Source organism: Singulisphaera chitinilytica, assembly GCF_049331405.1.
Taxonomy (GTDB): Bacteria; Planctomycetota; Planctomycetia; order Isosphaerales; family Isosphaeraceae; genus PoT.
On the sequence record NZ_CP186274.1, the window covers coordinates 1,169,180 to 1,195,075 of the forward strand.

Annotated in this window: 18 protein-coding genes; 15 read left to right on the forward strand and 3 right to left on the reverse strand. The window is 66.5% G+C overall.

Annotation, left to right across the window (positions count from 1 at the left end):
* The first annotated feature begins 163 nt into the window (after positions 1–163).
* The 8 genes from ACOYYX_RS04590 (at position 164) to ACOYYX_RS04625 (ending at position 8,671) form a co-directional block, all read left to right on the forward strand.
* Entirely contained in the window at positions 164–712 is a 549-nt protein-coding gene (locus tag ACOYYX_RS04590; RefSeq protein WP_422928756.1) for a hypothetical protein, read from the forward strand.
* Between the two features lie 614 nt (positions 713–1,326).
* Positions 1,327–1,623: an RNA recognition motif domain-containing protein gene (locus tag ACOYYX_RS04595; RefSeq protein WP_422928757.1), complete on the forward strand. Its 297-nt coding sequence runs from the start codon at positions 1,327–1,329 to the stop codon at positions 1,621–1,623.
* A gap of 207 nt (positions 1,624–1,830) precedes the next feature.
* Positions 1,831–2,661 (forward strand): NYN domain-containing protein, encoded by an 831-nt coding sequence (locus tag ACOYYX_RS04600; RefSeq protein WP_422928758.1) that lies wholly within the window; start codon positions 1,831–1,833, stop codon positions 2,659–2,661.
* Positions 2,662–2,762: 101 nt separating this feature from the next.
* Positions 2,763–3,962: a hypothetical protein gene (locus ACOYYX_RS04605; RefSeq protein ID WP_422928759.1), complete on the forward strand. Its 1,200-nt coding sequence runs from the start codon at positions 2,763–2,765 to the stop codon at positions 3,960–3,962.
* Positions 3,963–4,395: 433 nt separating this feature from the next.
* Positions 4,396–5,757, forward strand: a complete 1,362-nt coding sequence (locus tag ACOYYX_RS04610; RefSeq protein ID WP_422928760.1) for a hypothetical protein — start codon at positions 4,396–4,398, stop codon at positions 5,755–5,757.
* A 163-nt stretch (positions 5,758–5,920) separates the two neighbouring features.
* Positions 5,921–6,328: a peptide-methionine (R)-S-oxide reductase MsrB gene (gene msrB, locus ACOYYX_RS04615; RefSeq protein WP_422928761.1), complete on the forward strand. Its 408-nt coding sequence runs from the start codon at positions 5,921–5,923 to the stop codon at positions 6,326–6,328.
* Positions 6,329–6,384: 56 nt separating this feature from the next.
* Positions 6,385–7,728 carry a sigma-54-dependent transcriptional regulator gene (locus ACOYYX_RS04620; RefSeq protein ID WP_422928762.1) on the forward strand — a complete coding sequence of 448 codons (1,344 nt, stop codon included), beginning with the start codon at positions 6,385–6,387 and terminating at the stop codon, positions 7,726–7,728.
* A gap of 31 nt (positions 7,729–7,759) precedes the next feature.
* Positions 7,760–8,671 (forward strand): histone deacetylase, encoded by a 912-nt coding sequence (locus tag ACOYYX_RS04625; protein WP_422928763.1) that lies wholly within the window; start codon positions 7,760–7,762, stop codon positions 8,669–8,671.
* Between the two features lie 28 nt (positions 8,672–8,699).
* Here ACOYYX_RS04625 and ACOYYX_RS04630 read toward each other — a convergent pair whose 3' ends face one another.
* The gene (locus ACOYYX_RS04630) at positions 8,700–9,278 is read right to left on the reverse strand and encodes a thioredoxin family protein (RefSeq protein ID WP_422928764.1); all 579 of its coding nucleotides are present in this window, start codon (positions 9,276–9,278) and stop codon (positions 8,700–8,702) included.
* Positions 9,279–9,794: 516 nt separating this feature from the next.
* Between ACOYYX_RS04630 and ACOYYX_RS04635 the strand changes: the two genes are divergently transcribed.
* The 4 genes from ACOYYX_RS04635 to ACOYYX_RS04650 all read left to right on the forward strand — a co-directional run bounded on the left by ACOYYX_RS04635 (position 9,795) and on the right by ACOYYX_RS04650 (position 15,922).
* A complete protein-coding gene (locus ACOYYX_RS04635) occupies positions 9,795–12,056 on the forward strand; it encodes an ATP-binding protein (protein ID WP_422928765.1) in 2,262 nt (753 codons plus the stop codon).
* A gap of 27 nt (positions 12,057–12,083) precedes the next feature.
* Positions 12,084–12,539, forward strand: coding sequence for a response regulator (locus ACOYYX_RS04640; protein ID WP_422928766.1), 456 nt, complete (start codon positions 12,084–12,086; stop codon positions 12,537–12,539).
* A gap of 35 nt (positions 12,540–12,574) precedes the next feature.
* Complete coding sequence (locus tag ACOYYX_RS04645) at positions 12,575–14,500, forward strand: response regulator (protein ID WP_422928767.1); 1,926 nt, start codon at positions 12,575–12,577, stop codon at positions 14,498–14,500.
* Between the two features lie 294 nt (positions 14,501–14,794).
* Positions 14,795–15,922 carry a hypothetical protein gene (locus ACOYYX_RS04650; protein WP_422928768.1) on the forward strand — a complete coding sequence of 376 codons (1,128 nt, stop codon included), beginning with the start codon at positions 14,795–14,797 and terminating at the stop codon, positions 15,920–15,922.
* Positions 15,923–16,583: 661 nt separating this feature from the next.
* Here the strand turns inward: ACOYYX_RS04650 and ACOYYX_RS04655 are convergent.
* Positions 16,584–18,023: a hypothetical protein gene (locus tag ACOYYX_RS04655; RefSeq protein WP_422928769.1), complete on the reverse strand. Its 1,440-nt coding sequence runs from the start codon at positions 18,021–18,023 to the stop codon at positions 16,584–16,586.
* A gap of 387 nt (positions 18,024–18,410) precedes the next feature.
* Here ACOYYX_RS04655 and ACOYYX_RS04660 point away from each other — a divergent pair, with 387 nt between their 5' ends.
* A complete protein-coding gene (locus ACOYYX_RS04660; protein WP_422928770.1) occupies positions 18,411–18,740 on the forward strand; it encodes a hypothetical protein in 330 nt (109 codons plus the stop codon).
* 60 nt (positions 18,741–18,800) lie between these two features.
* Here ACOYYX_RS04660 and ACOYYX_RS04665 read toward each other — a convergent pair whose 3' ends face one another.
* Positions 18,801–20,396 carry an alkaline phosphatase D family protein gene (locus ACOYYX_RS04665; RefSeq protein WP_422928771.1) on the reverse strand — a complete coding sequence of 532 codons (1,596 nt, stop codon included), beginning with the start codon at positions 20,394–20,396 and terminating at the stop codon, positions 18,801–18,803.
* A 149-nt stretch (positions 20,397–20,545) separates the two neighbouring features.
* Between ACOYYX_RS04665 and ACOYYX_RS04670 the strand changes: the two genes are divergently transcribed.
* Together ACOYYX_RS04670 and ACOYYX_RS04675 are read left to right on the forward strand one after the other, a co-directional pair.
* On the forward strand, positions 20,546–20,920 hold the full coding sequence (locus tag ACOYYX_RS04670) for a BlaI/MecI/CopY family transcriptional regulator (RefSeq protein ID WP_422928772.1): 375 nt from the start codon (positions 20,546–20,548) through the stop codon (positions 20,918–20,920).
* A gap of 43 nt (positions 20,921–20,963) precedes the next feature.
* Complete coding sequence (locus ACOYYX_RS04675; RefSeq protein WP_422928773.1) at positions 20,964–25,820, forward strand: M56 family metallopeptidase; 4,857 nt, start codon at positions 20,964–20,966, stop codon at positions 25,818–25,820.
* Positions 25,821–25,896: the final 76 nt, after the last annotated feature.

The window sequence follows — 25,896 nt, forward strand, 5'->3', positions numbered from 1 at the left end:
CCCAGTGTGTGTATTCTTCGAGAATTCCGCAAAATACCCAGAGACCTCGGTTGTTTGATCGAGTATATTGAAACAAACCCGTCGAGATCGGCTTACTGGTTCGACCTCGGCAGTCGGTTGAGTTCGCCATCACCCCAGTGAACATTGAGAGGAGATTGCATCCATGAATTCCCGCCGTCTGTTGAGCTTGGCTAGCGCCGCCGTCCTCTTCGGTGGCCTGTCTTCGGCCGCTCTCGCACAGTCGCCGCAGGTCCCGGCCAAGGTCATCCCGGCTCCCCAGGCTCCGACCAAGGTCGAGCCGGCCCCGCAGGCCCCCTCGAAGGTGATCCCGGCCCCGCAGGCCCCGACCAAGGTCCTGCCCGCCCCGGCTCCGGCCCCCCAGGCCCCGAGCAAGGTCGAGCCGGCTCCCCAGGCCCCCTCGAAGGTGATCCCGGCCCCGCAGGCCCCGACCAAGGTCCTGCCCGCCCCGGCTCCGGCCCCCCAGGCCCCGAGCAAGGTCGAGCCGGCTCCCCAGGCCCCCTCGAAGGTGATCCCGGCCCCCGCCCCCGCCCCGCAGGCCCCGAGCAAGGTCATCCCGGCCCCGGCTCCGGCCCCGCAGGCCCCGACCAAGGTTGAGCCCGCCCCGGCTCCTGCTCCCCAGGCCCCGGCCAAGGTCATCCCGGCCCCGGCTCCGGCCCCGCAGGCTCCCGCCAAGGCTGCTCCCCAGGCCTAATTCACGCCTCGACGCGTGACCGAAGCTTGCTCAAAGTCCCCGGCTTTTCCAGCCGGGGACTTTTTTGTTGGTCAATGGATCTTTCCCAACTTCCGATCGCACTCCCTATCCCGCCATTGATGCCTCGCTGAAATGCGGGGCGTCGACGGGAATCCAGCCTCCCCGTCATCCCGCCTGATTTTCGGCACGGAATCAACGGTGTCAGTGCTTTCCGTCATCCTCACTGATATCATCACGAGGCTCGACGATCGTCCCTCGGGGTGGGCCGATCTTGGGGATAGGGTCGGAGAGGCCACTGGCGGCAGAATCCGGATTCCGTTAAGCTTCGATCTGTATTCGAGGCCAACGGGCGGAGAGCCTCGGCGCAGTCGCCGGCACGAGCCTGCCTCGATTGATGTCCATCCCCACGGCAAAACATCGCGCGCCTACCTGTTGTCCGGCTTCCGGGCACGGGGCGTGGCGAGGGGTTGTTTCTCGAGACCGGCGCTCTCTACGTCGCACGCTGCGGCGGCGGGGCCTTCCCATTTCTTTGCGAAGGCCTCGGCGTTCCGTGGATCCAGAGGGCCTTGGTTTCGATTTTGTTTCCGCCGCTTTGAGAGGAGCTTAGGCCCGTCATGATGATTTACGTCGGTAACTTGGATTATGCTGTCGAATCGGAGGAATTGCGGGCCTTGTTCGACCCGTTCGGTGCGGTGACTCTGGCCGAGGTGCAGGTCAAGTCGCGGACCGGCCAGTCGCGCGGGTTCGGGATGGTCGAGATGCCGAACGAGGCCGAGGCCAAGGCGGCGATCAGCGGCCTGAACGGTCGGCAGCACCGGGATCGCCCCTTGACCGTCAACGAGTCCCGTCCTCGTCGGACCGTGCGTGATCTCTACGCGGGCGGCGGTTGGTTCGGCGGCGGCGCCGGTTGAGTAGATTCGTCGGATCGACGGCCCTGGCTGCCACGCACCAAAATGACTTGTGTCATCCAGGGTTGCGGATCATCGCGTTCCGTCGTAAGTTGATGGGAGATCGCGATGATCCCTCGGTCCGTGATGGCGAGTCGCCCCTCGTTTGAATCGCCTCACGCGGCTTGATCTACTCTCATCCCCTTCACGCCGCGGGGAGCGCCGTCATTCATGTCTAAGGCCGAACGCGAACGTAATCTTGCGGTGTTCATCGACCTCGAGAACCTCGCGATGGGGTTCCAGAATCAGCGCAAGACCAAGTTCGACATCCAGAAGGTCCTCGAACGCCTCGTCGAGAAGGGCAAGCTGATCGTCAAGAAGGCGTACGCCGACTGGAACCGCTACCAGAACTACACAGCCCCCTTCCACGAAGCCGCGATCGAGCTGATCGAGATCCCCAAGCGAAGCCAGACCGGCAAGAATTCGGCCGACATCCGCCTCGTCGTCGACGCGATGGACCTGGCCTGGAGCAAGCCCCACGTCGATACGTTCGTCATCGTCTCGGGCGACTCCGACTTCTCGCCGCTCGTCTCCAAGCTCAAGGAGAACGGCAAGCACGTCATCGGGCTGGGCATGAAGGGGTCGACCTCCGAGTTGCTCCGCGACAACTGCGACGAGTTCATCTACTACGAGGACCTCGAGCGCCAGGAGCAGGACGACCAGCAGCTCGCCACCAACCTCTACGCCGACATGCCCGAGCGCAAGCGTGAGGTGTACACGCTCCTGATCGAGGCATGCAACGCCCTCAGGCGAGAGAATCACGAGGTGCTCTACGCCTCGATGATCAAGGACACGATGAAGCGGAAGAAGCCCTCCTTCGACGAGAGCTACTACGGCTACCGCAGCTTCACGCATCTGCTCGAAGAGGCCGACAACCACGCCCTCGTCGACATCGAGCGCAACCCGAAGAGCGGGACCTACGTGGTCACCCGGTTCGGCGAGCGCGACAAGGCGAAGGAGGCCGCCGATAAGCCCCGCCCGAATCCGTCCGCCAGGCGCTAGCCGACGATCGGCGGGGCCTTCGCCTCGCCGACGACGCACCGCCTCCGCCACTTCCTCCCGAGTTCTCATCCCCAGTTCCGACCCCGAGGAGACTTGCTCAGATGGTGGATCCCCTGGACGATCCCTGGTCGACTGAAGAGCCGTCGGTACCGTCTCACGAGGGGGCTACCCCGGAGGAAGAAGCCTTCGACTTCGGCCCGCTCGACGAGGACGAGGGAGCGATCGAGATCCCCGGCCTCGAGGAGACTCCCGCCGTCGCGCACACCCCCGAAACCCACGCCGAGCCGACCCCGGCCCCCGTGCCCGTGCCCGAGTGGGAACCGGAACCGGTCGCGACCCCGGCGCCGGCACCGGCACCTGCGCCGGCCCCCGCCGTCGCGAAGACGCCGCCGCCCCCGCCGGTCGCCGAGCCCGAAGGGGATGTCAAGCACCCGGCCTTCCCGATCATCATGGCGATGGTCCTGGCCTCGACCCTGATCGTGGCCTGGGTGGTCGACCAGAAGCCCGTGGCCGCGTCCGGCGATGAGAAGAAGCCGGTCGAGACGGCCTCGGCCCCGACGCCCGCCGAGACGCTGACCCCCGGCGAGCCCAAGCCGGCGACGCCCGTCGCCGCGGCCCCCGCGCACGCCCCGGCCCCGCCCGAGGTCGTTGAGGAGATCAAGTCGCTCCACGCCAAGCTCGAGAGCCTGACCGAGAGCCTGAAGACGTTGGAAACGACCGTCGCCGCCATCCCCAAGCCGGCCCCGGCCCCCGACCTCGCGCCGATCGAGGCCAGGATCAGCGAGCTCTCGAAGTCGACCGAGGCCTCGGCCGAACTCCCCAAGCAGGTCACTTCGCTCGGCGAACGCGTCGAGGGCGTGGACAAGTCGGTCGCCTCGCTCAACAACGACCTCGCCGCCTTGAAGGATCAGGTCACGAAGCTCACCGCCACGACCCCGGCCACTCCCCCGGCGACCGCCGAGGCGGCCTCGGCCGCGAATGCCGAGGCCGAGGCGGACGAGGCCGTCGCCAAGGGGGCGGACCTCTTCAAGGGGGGCAAGTACAAGGAGGCGAGCGAGCTTTTCCAGAAGCTCACCGAGACCTACCCCAACGACGCCCGCGTCTGGTACTACGCGGCCTTGAGCACGGGCCTGGCGACGAGCCAGTGGCAGGGCGAACCCCTCCGGATGGTCACGAAGGGGGCGGAGCGCGAGAAGGCCGGCACCCCCGACGCCGCCAAGATCAACTCCAGCTTCGATACCCTGAGCATCCCGTCCGCCAAGACCTGGCTGGACTACTATCGCAAGACCGCCAGGCGTTAAGGCCTGGCCAAAAAAGTCGGGCCGACCGCGGCCCACCTCGGAGTCTCCTGGACGGGTGGGGCTTTCCCCTCGAGACCCCCCCGCACATCGCGACGACTCTCGCCCGCGAGCGACGGAGCCTCGCCGAGGCGACCTCGCTTGAGCCTTCGGGGCATCGGTGATACAAGGACGTTGAGGGCTAGCGGCCCACGGATTGCCCCGGCTCGGCCTTAAATCAGGCCGGGCCGGGGTTTCAACTGTCGCCCGGCTCGTTGATGCGACGCGTCGTTGGTCCGGTCGGCCTTTGCATCGGCCCCGATCGAGGGGATGCTTCATCGATCGGGGCCTTGAGGCGATCCGAACGGCCGTCGACGTCGCGAGATCGGGGCATGGCGACGAAGCCGTGATTCGCGGCCCTCGGGAATCATGCTCTCGCGTTCAGGAGTCTGTTCATATGATCCTCGACGAGCGCCGAAGTGATGAAGGCGGGAGCCATCCCTACAACAGTACGGAGGCGGCGAGCACATCGGCGGCCAATCCCCTCCATCTCGCGCTAGCGGAGCTCCAGGGCGAGTTCGTGACATCCGAGCCGCCCTCGACGACAGGCTCGACTCCGTCCCAGGCGCCTCGGGGCCTCGAGGCGAGCTCGACGGCGACGGCCGTCGCGACCGCGGCGCAGGATGAGGCCCGGCCGACGCCGCCGAGCCGGGTCGAGGCGGTTCCCGACGCGGATTTCGAGGATTCGTCCTACGCGGCCCAGGACGACGCGGCGGACGACCGGCAGAGGGCGCCCATCCTCTTCGGGCAGCCGGCTCGGACCTCGCCCGGCATCGGTATGTTGATCGGCCTGGCGTTCGCCTCGACCATCTTCGGCATCGTGGGCGCCTGGCTCTACAGCATGGCCACGGGCACGGCGGCCGCGACGCCCGCCAAGGCCTCGGCGTGGCCCGAGGACGACCGCGCCGCCGATGGGAAGGACCTCTCCCCATTCTCGGAGAAGTCCAAGGTGGCGATACTCAGCACGGACGTCGAGTCCCTGAAATCGATGGTCAGCGGGTTCTCCGACCGCCTCGACGACGTCCAGAAGCGGCTCGGCGACCTCCCGCAGGGCTCCTCGACACCCTCGCCCGACCTGACGCCGCTGCAACGCCAGGTGGACGAACTCGGCAGGGCGACCCGGGGCATCTCCGTGGTCTCGGAGGACCTGTCTAAGCTGTCGGCCCGGCTCGACGCCGTCGAGAAGGCGCAGAAGGCTTCCAGGACCGAGTCGGCCAAGGCGGCCGGTCATGACGGCCCCGCGATCGAGTCCCCGAGGACGAACGCCCCGGCGAACTCGACCCCGCCCGCGAACACCGCTGCCGCGACGCCATCCTCGGCCCCGGCCCCGAACGCCGGCACGACCCCGAATGGGACGATGGTCGCGAGCCCCTCGACGGCCGAGGCTGAACCGCGCGAGACCTCGCCCCCCGCGATCCAGCCGATCGACGAGGAGGGGGATCCGATCACCCGCGCCGCCAACCTGTTCAGGCAGGGCAAATATGAGGAGGCGTTGACGGCCTTCACCGCGCTCCAGAAGGCTACCCCCGACGACGCCAGGGTCTGGTACTTCTCGGCCCTGAGCCGCGGATTCGCGAAGAAACAATGGACCGGCGACACCCTCAAGTTGGTCCAGAAGGGCGTCGTCAGCGAGAAGGCCGGAAAACCGCCGAAGGCCGAGATCGACGCCGCCTTCCGCAACCTCTCGGGCGAGAACGTGAAGAACGACAACGGGAGGAAGTGGCTCGAGTTCTATCGGGATCAGGCGAAAGCCCAGTGACCGCGACGCCCGCCCGTTCCATCGGGATGTATCCTCGGGCCATCCCTCGGATTCGAACGTCGGTATAATGAGACGAGGGGTGATCGATCGACTCGCTCGCCCGGCTCATTCGGGGCTCGCGCCCGGTCGGACGCGGGCCGGCACGGAGAGGGGACGAACCGCGATGGCCTCCAGGATCGACAAGACCGAGGACGAGTGGCGCCAGGAACTCACCCCCGAGCAGTTCCGCATCCTGCGCGAGAAGGGGACCGAGCGCGCCTTCACCGGGAAGTACTGGGACACCAAGACCCCCGGTAAGTATCTCTGTGCCGGCTGCGGGCAGGAGCTCTTCGACTCCGAGGTGAAGTTCGACTCGGGCTGCGGCTGGCCGAGCTTCTACCAGCCGCTCGAGGCGTCGGCCATCGACGAGCACCAGGACCGGACCTACGGCATGCTGCGGACCGAGGTCACCTGCAGCCGCTGCGGCGGGCACCTCGGCCACGTCTTCAATGACGGCCCGCGCCCGACCGGGCTCCGCTACTGCATCAACTCGGCCTCGGTCGAGCTCGAACCGAAGGCGAAATCGAGCTGATCTGAACCGAGCCGAGCCGACCTCGGCGCCAAGGCGTTATTGGACCCATCGCAGTCATGCGCATCCTGGTCGTGGACGATGAGCCGAATATCCGGAAGACCTTGCGCGTCGCCCTGGAGGCGATGGGGCACGAGGTCGGGGAGGCGGCATCCGCCCTGGATGCGCTCCGGGACGTGGAGCGTCGGCCGTCGGATGTGGCCCTGGTCGACCTCCGGCTCGGCCAGGATTCGGGCCTGAGCCTGCTCGAGTCGCTCTTGCTCCAGAGCCCTCGCCTCGCCGTCGTCATCATCACGGCGCACGCGAGCGTCGACACGGCGGTCGAGGCCATGCGCCTCGGGGCCTTCGACTACCTCCCCAAGCCGTTCACCCCGGCCCAGGTGCGTGCGGTCCTCGAGCGGGTTCAGCGCGTCCGTGGACTCCGGGCGAGGATCGCCGGGCTGGAGGATCAGGTCCGGGTCGAGGTGCCCGAGGTCGACCTCGAGTCCGACGATCCCGAGGTGTGCCGGGTGCTCGACCTCGCCAGGCGGGTCGCCCCCACGTCGGCGGCTGTCTTGATCCGAGGCGAGAACGGGACGGGCAAGGGGGTACTGGCCCGGACCCTGCACCAGTGGAGCAACCGCGCCTCGGGCCCGTTCGTCACCGTGAGCTGCCCGAGCCTGAGCGCCGAGCTGCTCGAGAGCGACCTCTTCGGCCACGCCCGGGGGGCCTTCACGGGGGCGATTCGCGACGCCTCGGGAAAGGTCGCCGCCGCCGAGGGGGGGACCCTCTTCCTCGACGAGATCGGCGACCTCCCGCCGCCGCTCCAGCCCAAGCTGCTCCGCTTCCTGCAGGAGCGCTGCTATGAGCGAGTCGGGGAAACCAAGACGAGGCAGGCCGACGTCCGCCTCATCGCCGCCACGAACCGGGACCTGGAGCAGGCCGTCGCCGCCGGGACGTTCCGCGAGGACCTCTTCTATCGCCTCAACGTGGTGGAAGTGACCCTGCCTCCCTTGCGCCGACGCTCCGACGTCGCCGATCGCGCGGCACACCTCTTGCGGTTCTTCGGCCGGCAGACCTCGCGAAAGCTGACCGGCTTCACGGCGGAGGCCCTTGAGGCCCTGAAGCGGCATCCGTGGCCCGGGAACCTGCGCGAGCTCCGCAACGCCGTGGAGCGCGCCGCGATCCTGGCCGAGGGGCCCGAGGTCGGCCTGGCGGACCTGCCCGAGCGGATCGCCGTCGCCCAGACGCCTGGCGCCGTCGAAGGTGCGCCCGAGGTCGGGGGCTCCCTCACGCTCGAGGAGCTGGAGATCGCCCACATCCGCCGCGTCCTGGCTCGTGCGTCGAGCCTCGACGCCGCGGCGAAGACCCTCGGCATCGACCCGAGCACCCTCTACCGCAAGCGGAAGCAGTACGGACTCTGAGCCCGAGCTACCTCGACGGCGGCACCTCGCAGTGAAAGTCTTCTCGAGCGATCAATTCAAGATCCTCTTGCCCGACGGCCACACCTTCCCGCAAGAGAAGTACGAGCGCCTGCGGATCCGCGTCGAGCGGAGCGGCCTCGTCGCGCCCGGCGACCTCTTCTCGCCGAAGGCCGTGACCGACACCGAGCTACTCCGCGTCCACGACCCGGGCTACATCGCCAGGGTCTCCGAAGGGGGCCTCTCCGACGAGGAGGTTCGCGCAATCGGCCTGCCCTGGTCCCCCTCGCTCGTTGAACGAGCCCGACGCTCCTGCGCGGCGACGGTCTCGGCCTGCCGCTGGGCCCTGGATGAAGGGCTCGCGCTCAACCTGGCCGGCGGCACCCATCACGCCTTCAGGGATCGAGGGGCCGGCTACTGCCTCTTCAACGACGCCGCCGTCGCCGCCCGCGCGATGCAGTCGGAAGGGCGGGCGCGACGGATCCTGATCGTCGATTGCGACGTGCATCAGGGAGACGGGACCGCCTCGGTCCTCGCCGAAGACCCGACGGTCTTCACCTTCTCCATGCACGGGGCGAAGAATTACCCCTTGCGCAAGCAGCGGAGCGACCTCGACATCGAGCTCGACGACTTCACCGAGGACGCCCGCTATCTCGACGAGCTCCGGCGAGGGCTCGACGAGGCTCTCGCACGATCCGAGGCCGACCTGGTCATCTACCTGGCCGGCGCGGATCCATATGAAGGGGATCGGCTTGGGCGGCTCCGCCTGACCAAGCCCGGCCTGGCGGCCCGGGACCGCCACGTGCTCGAGACCTGCCGGGCTGCCAGGCTCCCCGTCGCGGTCACGATGGCCGGGGGGTACGCCCGCCGGATCGACGACACCGTCGACATCCATCTCCAGACCGTCGCCGAGGCCGCTCGACTGGCCCCGGGCTGGCCCCCCTGACGGGTGGGTCGGGGGGCGGTTCCGCGAATCAACCGAAGTAGGCGGGGGCGTTGCCGGGCTTCCACTTGATGTTACAGCCGATGCTCGGCTTCTGCGATTCGGAGACGGCCTGGCCGGCGAGGACGGCGTCGAGCGCCGCGCGGAGGTCGCGGCCGGTCACCGGGGTCCCGTTGCCCGGCCGGCTGTCGTCGAGTTGGCCGCGGTAGACGAGGCGCCGATCGGCATCGAAGACGTAGAAGTCGGGCGTGCAGGCCGCCTGGTAGGCCTTGGCCACGTCCTGGGTTTCATCATAGAGGTAGGGGAAGACGTACCCGGCGTCGGCCTTTTCCTTCGCCATCAGCTCGGGGCTGTCGTCCGGATAGCCGGCGACGTCATTGGCGCTGATGCCGACGATCGCCACCCCCTTCGCCTGGTAATCCTTGCTGAGCTGGGCCAGCTCCTGCCGGACGTGCTTCACGTAGGGGCAGTGGTTGCAGATGAACGCCACGAGCAGCGCCGGGCTCCCCTTGAAGTCGTCGAGGCCGACCGATTTGCCCTCGGTGTCGGGGAGCTGGAAGCCTGGGGCCTTCGATCCGAGCGGCAGCATCGTGGATGGCGTGAGCGCCATGGGTGGACTCCTGGGAAAATTTCTCGACAAGTCTGCAGGAATATGGTTGCTCGCCACCGAGGATACCGCGAACGAGCCGAGATGGAAGTCAACCCATCGGATTCCCCCCGCTGTTACCAAAGCTGCTCCAAGTTGACCGATTTAAGCATGCGCGATGGAGAATTCTCGAGAATCGGCGTTCGCATTCCGGAAGGGTCGTACCCGAGATAGTCTGTAAGGCGAAATCGCGTGCGGATCGCTGCGTTTTTGTTGGCGCCTCGATTCTCCTGGCACGGCAATTGAATGGAGTCGGAGGGCGATTGGTGCAACGCAATGCATCTAAGTGTCTTGGAATTGCGCGGAAGATTTCAAAGCGCAAGTTTCAATAGACGCGATGATGGGAGTAACCCGATGGAATTTGGGCATTTGAAGACGATGCCCCGATCCCGCAGGGCCAGGATAGGGAGTGCTATTCGAGAGTCTGGTCTGTTAGGTTTGTCCAACGGCATGTCGAACCCAGGGGAATGCGTCCCGGCCATGATACGAACGGCGATAACTCGACCTGACGATGTTGATCTCTCTTCGTGCGACCGCGAACCCATCCAGATACCGGGGAGCATCCAACCGTTTGGGATCCTGCTGACATTCAACCCGTCCGACTGGACCGTCGCCCAGGCGAGCGACAACTGCACGGACGCCTTCGGCAAGCCCGTCGACGCGGTCATCGGTAGCACCCTGGCCGACCTCTTCGGCGCCGAGAAGGGCGCGGCGCTCCGGGGATGGCTCCAGAACCCCGCGCTCGAGCGGAACCCCCAGTTCTTCGGCTTCCTCCACCTCAAGGGGGATACCGACGGGCGCATGCATAGCGTCGTCGCCCACCGGAGCGAGGGGGTGGTGATCGTCGAGCTCGAGGACGCCTCCGACGGCGAGCCGGCCACCCAGCCGATCCTCAACCCCTTGATCCGCAACTTCGTCGCGACCATGGAACGCGCGGCGACCTCCGACGAGCTGAACCAACTTGCGGTCGTCGAGTTCCGCAGGATCACCGACTTCGACCGCGTCCTGATCTACCGGTTCGACGAGGACGGCAATGGCACCGTGGTCGCCGAGGCCCGCAACGGCGAGACCTTCCCGTCGCTGCTCGGCCACCGCTTCCCGGCCTCGGACATCCCGAGCCAGGCCCGCGAAGTCTACAGGCTCAACCGCTCGCGACTGATCGCCGACGCGACCTACAAGCCTGTCCCGATCGTCCCGTCGCGGAACCCGGTCTCGGGCAGGCCGCTCGACCTGACCTACGCGGCGCTCAGGAGCGTCTCGCCGGTCCACGTCGAGTACATGCGGAACATGAAGACCGCAGCCTCGATGTCATTCTCGCTGCTTCAGGACGGCAAGCTCTGGGGTTTGATCTCCTGCCATCACGCCAGCCCCCGCGTCATCCCTTATGGCGTCCGCGCCACCGGCGAGTTCCTCAGCCAGGTCTTCTCGCTCCAGCTCGAGGCCAAGCAGCGCTATGCGGACATCGAGTCGAGGATCCGCCTGAAGTCGATCGAGGCCAAGCTGCTCGCCTTCATGGCCAAGGAGGAGGACTTCCTCTCCGGCCTGGTGGCCCACCCTACCGAGCTGCTCTCGTTCGCGTCGGCGAACGGCGCGGCGCTCGTGGTCGACGGCCGCTGCACGACCCTGGGCGAGGCCCCCGACGAACAGAAGATCGCTCAGATCGTCAAGTGGCTCTCTGAGAAGGTGAAGCGCGACATCTACCACACCGACTCGCTCTCCGCCGATTTCCCGCCGGCCGAGTCGGTCAAGGACGTCGCCTGCGGCCTGCTGGCGCTCTCGATCTCCAAGGTCCACCGCAGCTACATCCTCTGGTTCCGGCCCGAGATCGTCCGCACGGTCAACTGGGGCGGCGACCCTCGCAAGCCGTTCTCCGACGCCGACGCCCGCATCCACCCGCGCAAGAGCTTCGAGATCTGGAAGGAGACGGTCAGGAACCGCGCCTTGCCCTGGGACCTGAACCAGATCGAGACGGCCGAGGAGTTCCGCAACGCCATCGTCGGCATCGTGCTGCGGAGGGCGGAGGAGCTCGCCGAGCTGAGCGCGGAGCTGAAGCGGAGCAACCGCGAGCTCGAGGCCTTCTCTTACTCGGTCTCGCACGACCTGCGGGCCCCCTTCCGCCACATCGTCGGCTACTCGGAACTCCTCAGGGAGGAGAACGACCTCAGCGAGAGCGGCAAGCGCTACGTCGACACGATCATCGAGTCGGCCCAGTATGCGGGGACGCTCGTCGACAACCTGCTGTCGTTCTCGCAGATGGGGCGGACGGCCATCAACCCGGTGACGGTCAACATGACCCAGCTCTTCCGGGAGTCGATCCGCGACGTGATGACCGAGGCGGCGGGGCGGGCCGTCTCCTGGGACCTGCAGGACCTGCCCGCGGCCTGGTGCGACCCCGGCGTGATGCACCTCGCCGTCCGCAACCTCCTGTCCAACGCCATCAAATACACCAGGAACCGCGCGGAAGCGAAGATCGAGATCGGCTCCCTGGAGCACGACGACGAGTACGTGTACTTCGTCCGCGACAATGGCACCGGCTTTGATATGAAGTACGTCGGCAAGCTGTTCGGCGTGTTCCAGCGGCTGCACCGGATGGAAGATTTCGAGGGGACGGGCATCGGACTGGCGAACGTGCGGAGGATCGTCGAGCGGCACGGCGGCCGGGCTTGGGCCGAAGGGGTACTCGATGCAGGGGCGACTTTCTATTTCTCACTTCCGAAGGTCTCGGAAGCCAAGGAGTCGTGACGGTATGCAAGGGCACGGGGAGTGGTCATGCTGAAGCCGATCCTGCTCGTCGAAGACAATCCGAAGGACCTCGAGCTGACGCTCGTCGCGCTCGCGAAGACGAACCTGGCCAACGAGGTGATTACGCTGCGCGACGGTGCCGAGGCGCTCGATTACCTCTACCGCCGCGGCGCCTACGAGGACCGGGCCTTCGGGAACCCGGCCGTCGTGCTCCTCGACCTCAAGCTGCCGAAGGTCGACGGCCTCCAGGTCCTCGAGACGATCAAGAAGGACCCGGAGCTCCAGGCGGTCCCGGTCGTGATGCTGACGTCGTCTCGCGAGGAGAAAGACCTGCTCAAGAGCTACCGCCTGGGCGTCAACGCCTACGTGGTCAAGCCGGTCGGGTTCAAGGAGTTCCTCGAGGGGATCCAGGACCTCGGCGTCTTCTGGGCGGTGCTGAACGAGCCGCCCCCCGGCAGCGCCAAGCCGAAGCGAAGTTCCTGAAACCTTCCCCGAGCGGCCCCACGGACGAGGCGTGCATGATGTCGCGTATCCGCATACTCTTACTTGAAGACGACCCCCTCGACGCCGACCTTGTCCGCACCCGGATGGCGAAGGGGAATGTCGTCTTCGACATGGATCGTGTCGACACCCGCGAGGCGTTCCTGCACGCCCTCGAGGCCCAGGCCTACGACCTCATCCTCGCCGACTACTCGCTGCCGTCGTTCGACGGGCTGTCGGCACTGGAGCTGGCGCATGAGGGGTGGCCGCACATCCCGTTCCTGTTCGTCTCCGGCGGGCTCGGCGAGGAGGTGGCCATCGAGTCGCTCAAGCGCGGGGCGACGGATTACGTGCTCAAGCATCGCCTCGACCGCCTCGTCCCGGCCGTCAACCGCGCCATCGCCGAGTCGCGCGAGCGGAGCGAGCGGCGCAAGGCCGAGCAGGCCCTGCGAGAGAGCGAGGAGCGGCACCGCCTGATCCTGGAGAGCGTCGCCGACTACGCCATCTTCACCCTCGACCTCGACGGCCGCGTCTCGAGCTGGAACAAGGGGGCCGAGCGGGTCCTCGGCTACCACGAGGCGGAGATCCTCGGCAACCCGCTCGACCCGATCTTCGAGCCGGAGGACGTCCGCAACGAGCTGCCCTCCCGCGAACTCGAGCAGGCCGCCAAGGTCGGACGCTCCGAGGGGGAGCGCTGGTACCTCCGCAAGGACGGCGAGCGGTTCTGGGGCAACGGCGTCGTCCGACCGCTCCGGGACGTCTCGGGCAAGCTCCAGGGCTTCGTCAAGGTCATGCAGGACACGACCGAGCGCAAGCGCACGGAGGAGGCCCTGCGCGAGGCCGATCGCCGCAAGGACGACTTCCTGGCGATGCTGGCGCACGAGCTTCGCAACCCCCTCTCGACCATCAATAACGCCATCCAGCTCGCGCGTTACTCGGGCAAGGCCGAGCATTTCGAGTGGGCCAAGGAGGTCATCGGGCAGCAGGTGAAGCACCTGGCCCGCCTGATCGACGACCTCCTGGACGTCTCGCGGATCACCCGCGGCAAGATCCAGCTCCGGGTCGAGAAGCAGGACGTCGGCCCGATCCTCCGCAGCGCGGTCGAGGCCACCCGCCGCCTGATCCAGGCGCGGGGGCACGACTTCAAGGTCTCGCTCCCCTCCACGCCGATCCAGGTCGAGGCCGACGCCACGAGGCTCGAGCAGATCATCGTGAACCTCCTCACCAACGCGGCGAAGTACACGGAGGAGGGGGGGGAGATCTCGATTGACGCCGAGGTCGCCGGCCCCGAGTTCGTCATCAATGTCCGCGATAACGGCATCGGCATCAGCGCCGAGATGCTCGCGCAGGTGTTCGACCCGTTCGTCCAGGTGGAGCAATCCATCGACCGCTCGCAAGGGGGGCTCGGCATCGGCCTGACCCTCGCGCGGACCCTGGCCGAGATGCACGGCGGGCGCCTGGGGGCCACGAGCCAGGGCCTGGGGACCGGCAGCGTCTTCACCGTGACCCTGCCGCTGGCCGACGGCCACGCCCATGAGCGGGACGGGGTCGCCGACCATTCGGCGATCCTCCCGAACCAGGGATTCCGGATTTTGGTCGTCGACGACAACGTCGACTCGGCCAAGGGGCTGGCGCACCTCCTCGCCACGCTCGGCCACGAGGTCTGGATGGCCTTCGACGGCGTCGAGGCCCTCGAATCGGCCCGCCAGCACGAGCCGAGGGTGGTCCTGCTCGACATCGGCCTCCCCGGCATGGACGGCTACCAGGTGGCCGGCCGGCTCCGCGAGCAGGCGGGGGATCGGGAGGTCATCCTCATCGCCGTCACCGGCTACGGCCAGGACGACGACCGCCGTCGGGCCCTCGCGGCCGGGTTCGACTACCACCTGATCAAGCCCGTCGACTTCGACGAACTCGCCTCGCTCCTCCTCCCCCTCAGCACCGCCCCCAAGCACCCCGGCCAGTAACCTCGCCCGACGCGTTCGGCTCCTGCCCTCGACCCCTGCCGTAAGGTCGCCCCGACTTTGCGCGACCGGCTCGCGTTGCGCGAATAACTTCGCAAGGGGCGTCGCCGGCCGATTGTGATGGGCCCTCCGGTATCATAGAATTTACGTAAGTTGGAAGCGGCGAGGCCTCCAAAGCTTTTTGGTGAACATAGAAGTCATCTCGAATCTTGGCCCGCCTCGCAAGAACGTGGCTCCGCGTCGCGAGCCGGCGTCGCCCCGAGATTGGGCTTGAGTTTTCCGATGGGAGAATCTCCGATGCGCAGATTTGGCAGGCAGTTTGCCCTGGGCGTGATCGTGCTCGCGTCCTCGGCCGGCAGCGTCCGGGCCCAGTATCCCGCCGGCTACGGCGGCTATGGCTGGGGGGGCTGGGGCGGCTATGGCGGAGGCGGCCAGACGGTCCAGGGGGATATCGCCAGGGGCCTGGGGGCCTTCGCCGCCTCGGCCGGCCAGTACAACGTCCAGACGGCGCAGGCCCGCTCGATCAACGCCGACACCGCCATGCGCTGGAACCAGTACGTCTGGGAGTCGCAGCAGGAGGCGAATAAGCGGCACTACAAGCGGATGGTCAGGGCGCAGGACGAGAACAGTAAGGCACATGAAGCTATCTACAAGCGGCTGCATGACACGCCCGAGCCGGGCGACATCACCCGGGGCGACGCCCTCAACGTGGCGCTCGACGAGATATCGAACCCCCGCGTCTACCTCCGCAAGCTGAGCGGGGCCTCGACGAAGATCCCGGGGGCGATCGTCCGCGACATCCCCTTCCAGCTCGCCTCGGCCGCGGTCACGACCAGCGTAGAGCAGCTGACCAAGGGGGGCCCGCCCGCCGCCCTGAGGACCGAGGCCTTCGCCAAGGAACGCACCGAGCTTAAGGCCCTCGCCGCCGAGCTGCGCAAGCAGGTCGAAGACGACGGCAAGCCCGACCCGGCGTCGCTCAAGAAGGTCCGCGACATCATCAACGTCGCCCGCAACAAGCTCGTCGGATCGACCCCGAAGGGCAAGCCGCGCGAGGACGCCGAGAAGTTCCTCAAGGCGCTCTACGGGCTCACGAAGATGCTGGAGACCCCCGCCACCGAGGTCCTGCTGTCCGGGATCGAGAAGCACCCCGAGACCACCCTCGGCGCCCTGATCGGCTTCATGGAGTCTTACAACCTCCGCTTCGGCGCGGCGACCACGCCCAAGCAGCAGGCGGCCTATCGCCAACTCTACCCGCTCCTCGACTCGCTCCGCGACGAGGCCGCGGCCAGCCTCTCCGAGACCCAGACGGCGACGGCCCTCAAGGACGAGGACGAACGCCCCGGCGAGTTCTTCTCCGGGATGCAATTCGAGGACATGGACGCCGGGAAGGGCGTCCCCACCCCGCCGAAGCCCCAGGGCCGCTAAGCCCGGATCGTCAGGGCCTCCCTCCCGATTTCTCTAGACATCGCCCGGCCGACCGGATCGCCCCTGGCTGATCCGGTCGGCCGGGCGTCTCTCTATCCGACGCTATTTGATCTCGCGCCTCGGGGCTCGCCATTCATGGCCGAAATGTCGGGGTTTTCAGGAATAGGGGAGTGTTGAATCGGCCGAGCATTTCCGCGGAACGGCCCCGGTATTTGTGTCTGATTTCAGGCGGCACTCGCGTCTACAGGATGCTGCTCGAGCAAATCAGGACGATTCGGGGCAAATTATCCCGGAGCAGGGCCCGCGCGCAATCGCGTTTGATCCCACCGTTGGATGCGGCCCGCCGGGGACGACGGGCATAATCCTCGCGCGGAGATGGCCACGAAGGTACGCGGGAATCCGCGAGAGGTGACACTCGAAGGAACCCCAAAATATCAGTGTCTCTTGGATGTGCAAATTTCAGGACGATTCGAGCGGAACGTCGTGTTCAAGCTGAAAGTTCATCCCGTTGGACAGGGCTGCGCGGCGAGGAAATGACGGAGGTGGAAACGGGAAATGTTTTGCCGGGGCGTCTGGCTATGCGAGGAACGAGGGGCCGGAGGATCGGCCGCACGAATGGACGATCCTCCGGCCCTGGCTCATCGCGGCGTGTCGAAGGCGATCACGCACTACCCGAGACGGTCTTGAGGTCGGCCCGCTGGGTCTCATATGTTTCGGCGTAGGCGAGGACCTTGGGGTCGGCCTCGATGCCCCAGGTCTTGCAGGCCTGGAGGTAGATGGACGGCCACCAGTTCTCGTGCTGGGTCAGCCCCTGGTCGCGGACGCTCGTCCAGTTGCTCAGGATCTTGGACCAGCACTGGTCGCCGTACTCGATGGCCTTCTTGCGGTCGCCGAAGCGGGGGATGTACCACTCCCGGCCGATCGACGCGTGCAGGACCTCGTCGGCCCAGTCGAAGTCCTGGATCGTCGCCATCAGGGGGAGGCCCGAGGCGACGCCCACCTCCCACTCGAACCGCTTGCCGGTCTTGGCCATGAGGCCTTGCTCGATGAAGTAGAGCACGGCGTGGCGCTCGATCGGGGTGCACTCGGTGTTGAGGCGGAGCGACCAGTTGTGCGTGATCCGGGCCTGGGTCCAGTCGACCCCCAGGGCGACGAAGCCGACCTCCCCCATCATCGCGTGCCGGGCCTCGTCCCAGAGCTGCCGGCTCATGTCGCGATAGTATTCCCAGGGCTCCCCCTTCGTCTCGCAGATGATGCTCGCCATCATCTCGGGGACGTCGATCTCCCGCATGCGCTTGTAGAGCATCATGAGGGTCTTGGGGCGGGGCTCGAAGCCGGGGTCGTAGAGGAAGGCCTCGGGGTTGACCCCCTGGTTGTAGAGGTCCTGGAACCTCTCGTCACGCTTGGGGATCGGGTCGTAGACGAACGGGGTTTTCGAGAACTGGCGCACGACCTCGCGTCCCGACTCCACCGAGGCCCCGTCGAGCCCGCCGGCCGCGGCGAGGCAGTCGTCCAGGAGCCCTAACCAGGAGTCCAGCTCCGCCCGGGTGGCGTCTTCCACCAGGCAGGCGACGGCCTTGGAGCCGAAGTCGAGCATGTCCGCCACCTCGACACGGGCGAACCGGCAGACGCGGACCGAGGGGGCATCGGCCAGCGGGTTGGTGTCGGCCATGAACCGGGCGAGCGCGGCGTCGAGGGCGGGGATCGCCTTCTCGTAGAGGCCGAGCAGCAGGGCCTCGGTCGTCGGCGCGGCGAGGATCTCGTCGAAGAGGATTTCGAGGGAGGGAGCCGGCACGGCCTCGAGTCCCAGCGGCGGCTCGCGCATCTCGCCGACCCGCCCCCGGAGTGCCGAGACATGCTCGGCGCAGAGATAGGCGTGGAGCGAGAGCCCCGTCTTGATCTCGTAGATCGGCTCGGCGGTGATCCGGGCCGTCATGACCTCGTGGAGCCGACGGAGGGCATAGTGGAACCGCTTCAGGCGGGTCACGCTGGCCTCGACCCCGAGGCCGGGCCGGCTCGCGTCGGCCAGGCTCGCGAGCCCGGCCAGGGTCGGGAGCCCTCGGTACGACTCATAGCGGTCGCTGCCGTCAGGCATGGTCATTGCATCCGCCTCCCTCGATGTTCAAATGCAAAAAGGCGGGGAAGGATCCTCGCCCGGGGACAAGTTACCGCGTCGAAACTGGCGTGGGATTTGTCCAGTATAACCGGAGTCGACCCGTCTGTTCCGCATCGACAGACTCCCATCCCCGGCGAGCTCGGATCGGGTTGGTGGGGTTACAGTGAGTTTGCTGATTATTTTCGGCTTTTCGGCAACCTTAACGCTGGGCGAGCTTGCCTGCCTTCCGCCTGCCTCGCAATAATTTTTTGGAAATCGAAAAGAAAAGGCTCCGGTTTTGCCTATTTCAGGAGGATAGATGCGACCGCCACGGAGGTGAGTGCGAAAAAGTCCGTTTTCCTCCGTTCGACAACCGACGAAGGAGCTTCCAGGATGCCTGGACCTCGAACGAACCCGCGTTTCGCCAATAACATCGCCCCCGGGCTTCACAAGAAGTCTCCGGCCGTCGAGTACCTCGCCCTGGCGCGCCAGAGGGACGATCGGCCGAACGGACTGCCCGGGAATCGTTATCCATCACCTTCCGACCCGGCGAATGCGAACATGACGCCCGAGGAGAAAGAGTTCATCGAGGCGATGCTCCAGTACCGTCAGTCGAGCGGGCGGATGTTCCCGACCTGGAGCGAGGTCCTCGAGGTGCTCCAGAAGCTCGGCTATCACAAGGTCGATTCCGACAAGCCGGAAACCCCGTCCGCTCGCTCCTGAGCGAGGTGAGGGCCCTTTTCAGGGCCCCCTCTCAACCTTTCATGTCGGCCAGCAAGTCGATTACGCCCGTTCCGGGTTCAGCTCGTTCGTATAGAGCGTCTCGCCCTTGGCATTGCGCAGGGCGACGGTCATCACCTCCGACCGTCCGTCGATCGCGACCGTCCCGAAGAACTGGAAGCCCTCGGCCGGGGAGCGGTTCGGCTTCATCCCCTCGGGGATGCCGATGAATTTCGCCTGGGGACCGAAGGTGTCGTCGAGCTTCGACGGGCCGAAGGTCCCCGCGTTCAATGGCCCCGCGATGAATTCCCAGAATGGGGCAAAATCCTTGAACTGAGCCCTGGCCGGATCATAATGATACGCGGCCGTGTAGTGGACGTCGGCCGTCAGCCAGACCACGTTCTTGATCCCTTCCGCCTTGATGAACCGGAAGAGCTCGGCGAACTCGAGCTCGCGACCGAGGGGCGGACCATCCCCGTTGGCCCCGTTCTCGAAGCCGGAGGGGCCGTCGGGTACGATCAGGCCGATGGGCATGTCGCTGCCGATCACCTTCCAGGTCGCCCGGCTCGCCTTGAGGCGGGCCTTCAGCCAGTCGAGCTGCTTCCGCCCCATGAATGCCGAGGCCTCGGTCATCTCCGCCTCGCGGTTCGGCCCGTTGGGCCCGCGATAGCTCCGCTGGTCGAGCATGAAGACCTCGAGCGTCGGGCCGTACGGGATCGACCGATAGATGCGCTCGGGGTCCGCCCCCTGGAGTCGGATCGGGTTGAACTCCAGGAAGGCCCGGGCTGCCCTGGCCGCCAGGAGCGAGACGCTCTTCTCGGCGTAGCGGTCGTCGCTCAGCATCTCGCCCGGATACCAGTTGTTGAGCGTCTCGTGGTCGTCCCACTGGACGAGTTGGGGGACCTCCGCGTTGAACCGTCGCAGGTTCTCGTCGAGGAGGTTGTAGAGGTAGTTGCCCCGGTACTCGGCGAGCGTCTCGGCGACCTTCGACTTGGCCTCGGTCACGACGTTCTTCCAGGTCGTGCCGTCGTCGAGCTTGACCTCCGCCGGGATCGGGTTGTCGGCGTAGACCACGTCGCCGCTGTGCAGGAAGAAGTCGGGGTTGAGACCTCGCATCGTCTCGAAGATCGTCATCCCGCCCCGCTCGGGATTGATCCCGAACCCCTGACCCGCGCAGTCGCCCGACCAGGCGAACAGGACGTCGCGCTTCCGCGTCCCCGGCGACGACCTGAACCGGCCGACGGTCGGGTGGCTCAACACCCTGGGCGAGCCGAGGTCCTGGAACCAGGCCCGATAGACGATCGTCTGCCCCTGGGGGAACCCCGTCAGCACGGTTTTCGCCGTGAAGTCCGACTCCGGCAGCGCGGCCGGACCGACCACCCGACGCGCATCGGCGAATGAGTCGGTCGTCGACCACTCGACGACCATCCGCGAAGGCCGATCCGTCCGGCTCCAGACCAGGGCCGAGTCCCCGCGAACATCCCCGCTCGCGACCCCCTGCGCCATCGAGGGCCGGCCCCCTTCGGAGCGGATCACCGCCGGCGCGCCCCCTCCTGCCCGGGCGGCTCGCCCGCCGACCCCCGCCGCCATCGCCGAGAGGATCGCCCCCTGGAATCGTCGCCGGCTCACCCTTGAAGAATGCTCATCAAAGAATGCCATAAATCCTCCTTCGGTCGCGGTGGAGTCGGATCGGCCGAGGTACGCCCCGCCCTCGATCTGTCGACCTCGCGAGGATACCCACTTGACGTGAAGATTTACTCCGGTAAATTTACTCAAGTAGACGATTCGGGGTGTCGGAGGGATCGACGATGAGCGAGTCGCAACTCGGCCGGTTGCAGTTCCGGATCATGCAGGTGCTCTGGGATCGGGGGCGGGTGACGGCCAGGGAGATCACCGACGCGTTGAACGAGGCGCAGCCGGTGGCGCATAGCACGGTGCAGACACTCCTGCGCCAGCTGGAGGCGAAGGGGGCGGTCGGGCACGAGGCGACGGGACGGACCTTCCATTTCTTCGCCAACCTGAAGGAAGACAAGGTCAAGCGCACCGCCACCCGCGACCTCTTGGAGCGGGTCTTCGGCGGCAGCGTCGGCAGCCTCGTGGCCCACCTGCTCAAGAACGAGCGGCTGTCGAAGCAGGAGCTCGAGGAGTTGCAACGGCTGATCGAGCGGAAGAACGAGGAGTGAACCGAGCCCGACCTGACCCTGGCTTCGCGGAGAGGAGGCGACGATGTGGCAAGGTGCTGCGGCGTTGATGGCGGCCCTGGCGGGGCTCGGCCTGACCTGGTTGTTCCAGTCGTCCTTGTTGCTGATCGCGGGGCTCGCGGCCGGCCGGCTCCTGCGGCGGTCGGGCCCGGCCGTCCAGTCGGCGGTCTATCGGACGACCCTCGCGGCGGTCCTGATCTGCCCGGGGGCCTCGGCCTCGTTGACGGCGATGGGTGTGCAGGGGGTGGCCATTCGGCTTCCCGAGCCGACACCGGAGGCGCCCTTGCTTGAGGCACCCCTCTCGATGGAACCACCAATTGCGATGGACCCGATGGTGGCTCCCAGCCCGCTCGAAGTTGACGCGAGGCCCAGGGCGGCGCCCCCTCCGGTCGAGTCTCGTCCCGCCGAACCTGTGGCTGCGGCGCCGAAGGCTCCTACTCCCGCCTGGCGGCTCCGTTCGACGCTGACGCTGGCCCGCGCGGCTCTGCTGGCCTGGGCGTTGGGGGCGTCCTTCCTCGCCTTGCGGTTGTGGGTAGGTCAGGCCCGCATGCGAGACCTGCGGCGTTCGGCTACCCCGGCCGAGCCCGAGGTCGAGACGCTTTGCCGGGGCCTCGCCGCTCGGCTGGAGGTGAAGCCCCCATCCGTCTGGCGGAGCCCCTTCCTGTTCAGCCCTTGCCTCGACGGCGTCAGGCGCCCGGCGATCCTGCTGCCCGACGACGCGGTCGAGGATCTCGCGGACACGTTTGTTCATGAACTCGCCCATCTGGCGCGTCGAGACGCGTTGTGGAACCTCCTGAGGCGATCGGCGTCGGCCTTGCTCTGGATGCAGCCACTGCTCTGGGCGCTCTCGCGTCGGCTCGAATCGACGGCCGAAGAAGTCTGCGACGACCATGTGGTGCACTTCGGGGCCGACCGCGCCCGCTACGCCGGCCACCTCCTCGGCCTGGCGAGCCGCGCTTTACCCCCGCCGGCTCCTTCGGCCGTGGGGATGGTCTCGCTGCGGACGCTCCTAGCCCGCCGGATCGTGCGGATCCTCGACACCTCGCGGACCCTCTCGACCCGCGCCGGCGGCCGCGCGGTGCTGGCGATGCTTGCGGTCGGCCTCCTCGGCACGCTGGGCGCGGGCCTCCTCGGCGTCGGCGGCAGCCGCCGGGCCGAGGCTCAAGCGCCTGCGACACCTGAAAAGAAAGAGGGCTCGCGGCGAGTCATGGTCGTCGGCCCCGATGGCAAGCCCTTCCAGGGGGCCACTGTGATCGCTCTCGATCAAAGTCCTCTCGTGAATGGAAACGTCGGTAGGACTGGCAAATCCGATGAATATCGAGATGTCGAATTCGCTCGAGGTCTCACCGATCCGGACGGTGTGTTCGACCTCCCGCTCGGTCCTGATGATCCGAAGAGCCGGTACATCCAGAAGGTCGCGATGGCCCCGGGGTTCGGCCTGGGTTTCCAACTCGGCATGGATCAGCCGATCCGACTGCGTCCCGGGGACATACCCATCACGGGCCGAGTCGTCGACCTCGAAGGCCGACCACTCGCGGGGGTTGATGTTCGCCTCGGTGAACTTGAGTTTCCCGACCCCGAGCTCGCGCCGGAGGTGATTGAGCGGGAGGACCCCGGAAGATCGCATCGCCGGATACCCCTCGAAGGTAAGCACCTGAAGCCGAATGGGATCGTGACCGACGCCGACGGCCGGTTCCGGATCGAGGGGCTGGGCAAGGAGGTTATCGTCAACCTGAAACTCTCGGGTCCCACCATCGCATTGAAGAAAGTCCGCATCCGGACGCGCGACATGAAGACGTTCGCGGCGGCCGTTCCCGCCTCCAACCTCAGCAAATTTAACGACCCTGCCGTCTACGGTGCCAATTGCACCATCCCCGTGTCGCCGACGAGGCCGATCGAGGGGATCGTGCGCGACGTCGAGACGAACGAGCCGATCCCCCATGTGATCGTCGCCGCGGCCTTTCATTCGGGGGCGAACCCGCCGGCCGATGGCGACCTCGCCGCTGAGACCGATGCCCAGGGTCGTTACCGAATCGTCGGGCTCCCGAAGGAGGACGACAAGGGCCACCAACTCTCGGTCTATCCGCCACGCGACCGGCCTTACTTCATCACCAGGGACATCACGGTTCCATCCAGCCCCGGCATCGGCCCTGTTGCGTTCGATATCGGATTGAAGAAAGGCATCTGGATCACGGGCAGGGTCACGGATCTCAAGACGTCCAGGCCGGTGAAGGCCGCGATCGATTATTTCCCGTTCCTCGATAATGAAAGCGCCAAGAACTATTCGAATTTCGATCCCAACGTCACATCCTGGACGGTAGGACGGGACCGTTACAAGACCGACGCCGAAGGTCGATTCCGCATCCCAGGGCTGCCGGGCAGGGGGGTGGTCACGGCCAGCACGGAGGACAAGATGTATCGCGTCGGGGTCGGGGCGGAGTCGATCCCAGACAGGGATAAATCCCAGCCATTCAAGGCCTTTGGGCTTGAACAACTTCCGACATACGACCGCATCTTCCTCTCGTACTATCAGGGGTTGAAGGCGATAGATGTTCCTGGGGGGGCCGAGTCGTCCGCTTGCAATTTGGTGGTCGACCCGGGAGGATCGGTCACCTTGCGGCTCGTCGATGAGGCGAGGCAGGCCGTCACGCAGACCCTGTTCTACGGCCACTATCCACGCATGATCCAGCCTGAGTTCGTCCAACTCCATGACGAGAGCACGGTGAGGGTCGGCGGCATGGAGCCCGGGAAGCCGCGGCACGTCGAGATCAGGCATGCTGGACGCAAGATCGGGGCGATCTTCAGCGTCCCACCTGTTGATTTTCACGAATCCCGAGAGATCACCGTCACGCTTCGCGCCATGGCGACCGTCAAGGGTCGTATTGTCGATGCGACGGGTGGCCCGGCTCGCTGTACCATTAGTATCGAGCGAGGAATGGACGTGAAATCGCTCTTCGCCAGTCAGCCGTGGGAGTCGGAGTCTACCAACTCCTCCGGTGAATTCCGGTGCAATCTCCTCCCGGCGAGCGATGGGTATACCCTGACCACCTCGATGCAGGTGACGACGAGCCCAGATACCCCGAAGGCCCTCGCCCCATTCAAGTCCTTCTCGCTCGCCAAGGGCCTGACGCTCGAGCCCGGCCAGGTCGTCGACCTCGGGACCTTCGACGTGACCACGGGCAAGAAGGTGGCCGAGCCCGAGGCTCCGGCCGCGAAGGCCGATGGACTGTCATCGATCCGGGGGAGGATCCTCGACCTGGAAGGTCGCCCGGTGGCCGGGGTCATGGTGCAAATCAGCGAGGTCGAATCGACGAAGACCGGAAAGCTCGATGGTTGGCTCGAAGCGGTCCGCAAGGGGGAACCCCCCTGGATCTCCTACAAGCGGATCGTCCGGCCCAGGTTGGAGGATCCCGTCAAGGATCGACCCGGGACGAAGACGGACGCCGACGGGCGATTCCGCCTGGATGGCATTCCCGCCGAGCGGATCGTCAGCCTCACGTTGCAAGGGGACACGATCGCTTATGACATCATCAATGTCGTCACCAGGGCGATGGAGCCCATCCTGGCCAGGGGCGACGACAACTGGTACGGGCCGGGCCAGAAGACGATCTATGGCGACGAGTTCACCTACACGGCAAGGCCCGGCCGTCACATCGAAGGCGTCTTGAAGGACGCGAAGACCGGCGAACCGCTCGCGGGGGCCGAGATCCGCAGCTACCGGTTCGCGGGGTCCAGGATCAGCAACATCCTGGGGAAGCTCGAGACGAAGTCCGATGAACGCGGCCGATTCCGGCTGATCGGCATGCCCAAGGGGGAGGGTAATCAACTGCTCGTGGTGCCGAACGACGATGGGCCGTATTTCCTCCGGGAGGTCAAGGTCCCGAACCCGCCGGGCGTCGGCCCAACCCGGATCGAGGTGGACTTGCATCGGGGGATCTGGATCGAAGGCAGGCTCACCGAGAAGGCGACGGGACGCCCCGTCGTCGGCGCCCGGCTGCATTATCTCCCGTTCCGCGACAACGCCTTCGTCCGGGCGATCCCCGAGTTCACCCGGGGGGGGAGGGTCGACGGCTCCGGGCATCAGAATCGTTACCTGACGAAGGCCGACGGCAGCTTTCGGCTCGTCGGCATGCCCGGCCGGGCGATCGTCGGGGCGGCGGTCGACAGCAGGTCGTTCCGCGAGGGCGCCGGGTCCGAGGCGATTCAAGGGATGAATGAACATGGCATGTTCGACACCTACAGTAATCCGGTCATCCCCGGCAAGCTCTGGCCGACCGTCATGGCGGAAATGAATCCCAGGGCCGGCGTCGAGTCCGTCCACCTGGACCTGGAAGCCGTCGCGGGCCCCTCGGTCCGGATCAAGGCCCTGATGCCGGACGGACAGCCCATCTCGGGCTTGAAGACTCGAGGGCTGGAGGGTCGGGGATCGTTGGAACGTGTCGAGATGAAAGCGGAAGCCGAGGTGAAGAACTTGATGCCGGGCGAGGAACGGCAAATCCTGGTGAAGCACGAGGCTCGCAAACTCGGCAAGGTGATCCGCGTACGCCAGGGTGACGATGCCAAGGGCCCCGTTTCGATCACGCTCGAGCCGCTGGCGTCGATCACAGGGCGTATCCTGGACATCGAAGGAAATCCGGTGGCCCTCGCCACAATAACGACCAACCTCATCCCCTCGGAAAACTTCACCGCAAGCCTGGAGCCCGTGCTGACCGGCCCCGACGGGCGGTTTATCGTCCCCGAGGTGCCGGTCGGCTGTCGCTATTCGCTGTGGGCTGAGAGTCCGGAAGTGGCCAAGCACACGGCAATCGTCGGCCTCGGTCGTGAGATCGAGGTCAAACCGGGCGCGGTGATCGATATCGGCGACCTCCGATTCAAGGACTGATCATCCTTGAGAAGGCGGGCGGTCCGACGGCAAGGTCGAGGGGCATCTCCGAGGTCGGACATGCCCCCGCAACCGG

What these genes read in the sequence shown, in the direction of transcription:
- ACOYYX_RS04595 (WP_422928757.1), top strand. Translation starts at nt 1,327, where the DNA reads ATGATGATTTACGTCGGTAACTTGGATTATGCTGTCGAATCGGAGGAA.
- ACOYYX_RS04590 (WP_422928756.1), top strand. Translation starts at nt 164, where the DNA reads ATGAATTCCCGCCGTCTGTTGAGCTTGGCTAGCGCCGCCGTCCTCTTC.
- ACOYYX_RS04620 (WP_422928762.1), top strand. Translation starts at nt 6,385, where the DNA reads ATGCGCATCCTGGTCGTGGACGATGAGCCGAATATCCGGAAGACCTTG.
- ACOYYX_RS04650 (WP_422928768.1), top strand. Translation starts at nt 14,795, where the DNA reads ATGCGCAGATTTGGCAGGCAGTTTGCCCTGGGCGTGATCGTGCTCGCG.
- ACOYYX_RS04655 (WP_422928769.1), bottom strand. Translation starts at nt 18,023, where the DNA reads ATGACCATGCCTGACGGCAGCGACCGCTATGAGTCGTACCGAGGGCTC.
- ACOYYX_RS04630 (WP_422928764.1), bottom strand. Translation starts at nt 9,278, where the DNA reads ATGGCGCTCACGCCATCCACGATGCTGCCGCTCGGATCGAAGGCCCCA.
- ACOYYX_RS04665 (WP_422928771.1), bottom strand. Translation starts at nt 20,396, where the DNA reads ATGGCATTCTTTGATGAGCATTCTTCAAGGGTGAGCCGGCGACGATTC.
- ACOYYX_RS04640 (WP_422928766.1), top strand. Translation starts at nt 12,084, where the DNA reads ATGCTGAAGCCGATCCTGCTCGTCGAAGACAATCCGAAGGACCTCGAG.
- ACOYYX_RS04605 (WP_422928759.1), top strand. Translation starts at nt 2,763, where the DNA reads ATGGTGGATCCCCTGGACGATCCCTGGTCGACTGAAGAGCCGTCGGTA.
- ACOYYX_RS04660 (WP_422928770.1), top strand. Translation starts at nt 18,411, where the DNA reads ATGCCTGGACCTCGAACGAACCCGCGTTTCGCCAATAACATCGCCCCC.
- ACOYYX_RS04635 (WP_422928765.1), top strand. Translation starts at nt 9,795, where the DNA reads ATGATACGAACGGCGATAACTCGACCTGACGATGTTGATCTCTCTTCG.
- ACOYYX_RS04600 (WP_422928758.1), top strand. Translation starts at nt 1,831, where the DNA reads ATGTCTAAGGCCGAACGCGAACGTAATCTTGCGGTGTTCATCGACCTC.
- ACOYYX_RS04645 (WP_422928767.1), top strand. Translation starts at nt 12,575, where the DNA reads ATGATGTCGCGTATCCGCATACTCTTACTTGAAGACGACCCCCTCGAC.
- ACOYYX_RS04670 (WP_422928772.1), top strand. Translation starts at nt 20,546, where the DNA reads ATGAGCGAGTCGCAACTCGGCCGGTTGCAGTTCCGGATCATGCAGGTG.
- msrB (WP_422928761.1), top strand. Translation starts at nt 5,921, where the DNA reads ATGGCCTCCAGGATCGACAAGACCGAGGACGAGTGGCGCCAGGAACTC.
- ACOYYX_RS04675 (WP_422928773.1), top strand. Translation starts at nt 20,964, where the DNA reads ATGTGGCAAGGTGCTGCGGCGTTGATGGCGGCCCTGGCGGGGCTCGGC.
- ACOYYX_RS04610 (WP_422928760.1), top strand. Translation starts at nt 4,396, where the DNA reads ATGATCCTCGACGAGCGCCGAAGTGATGAAGGCGGGAGCCATCCCTAC.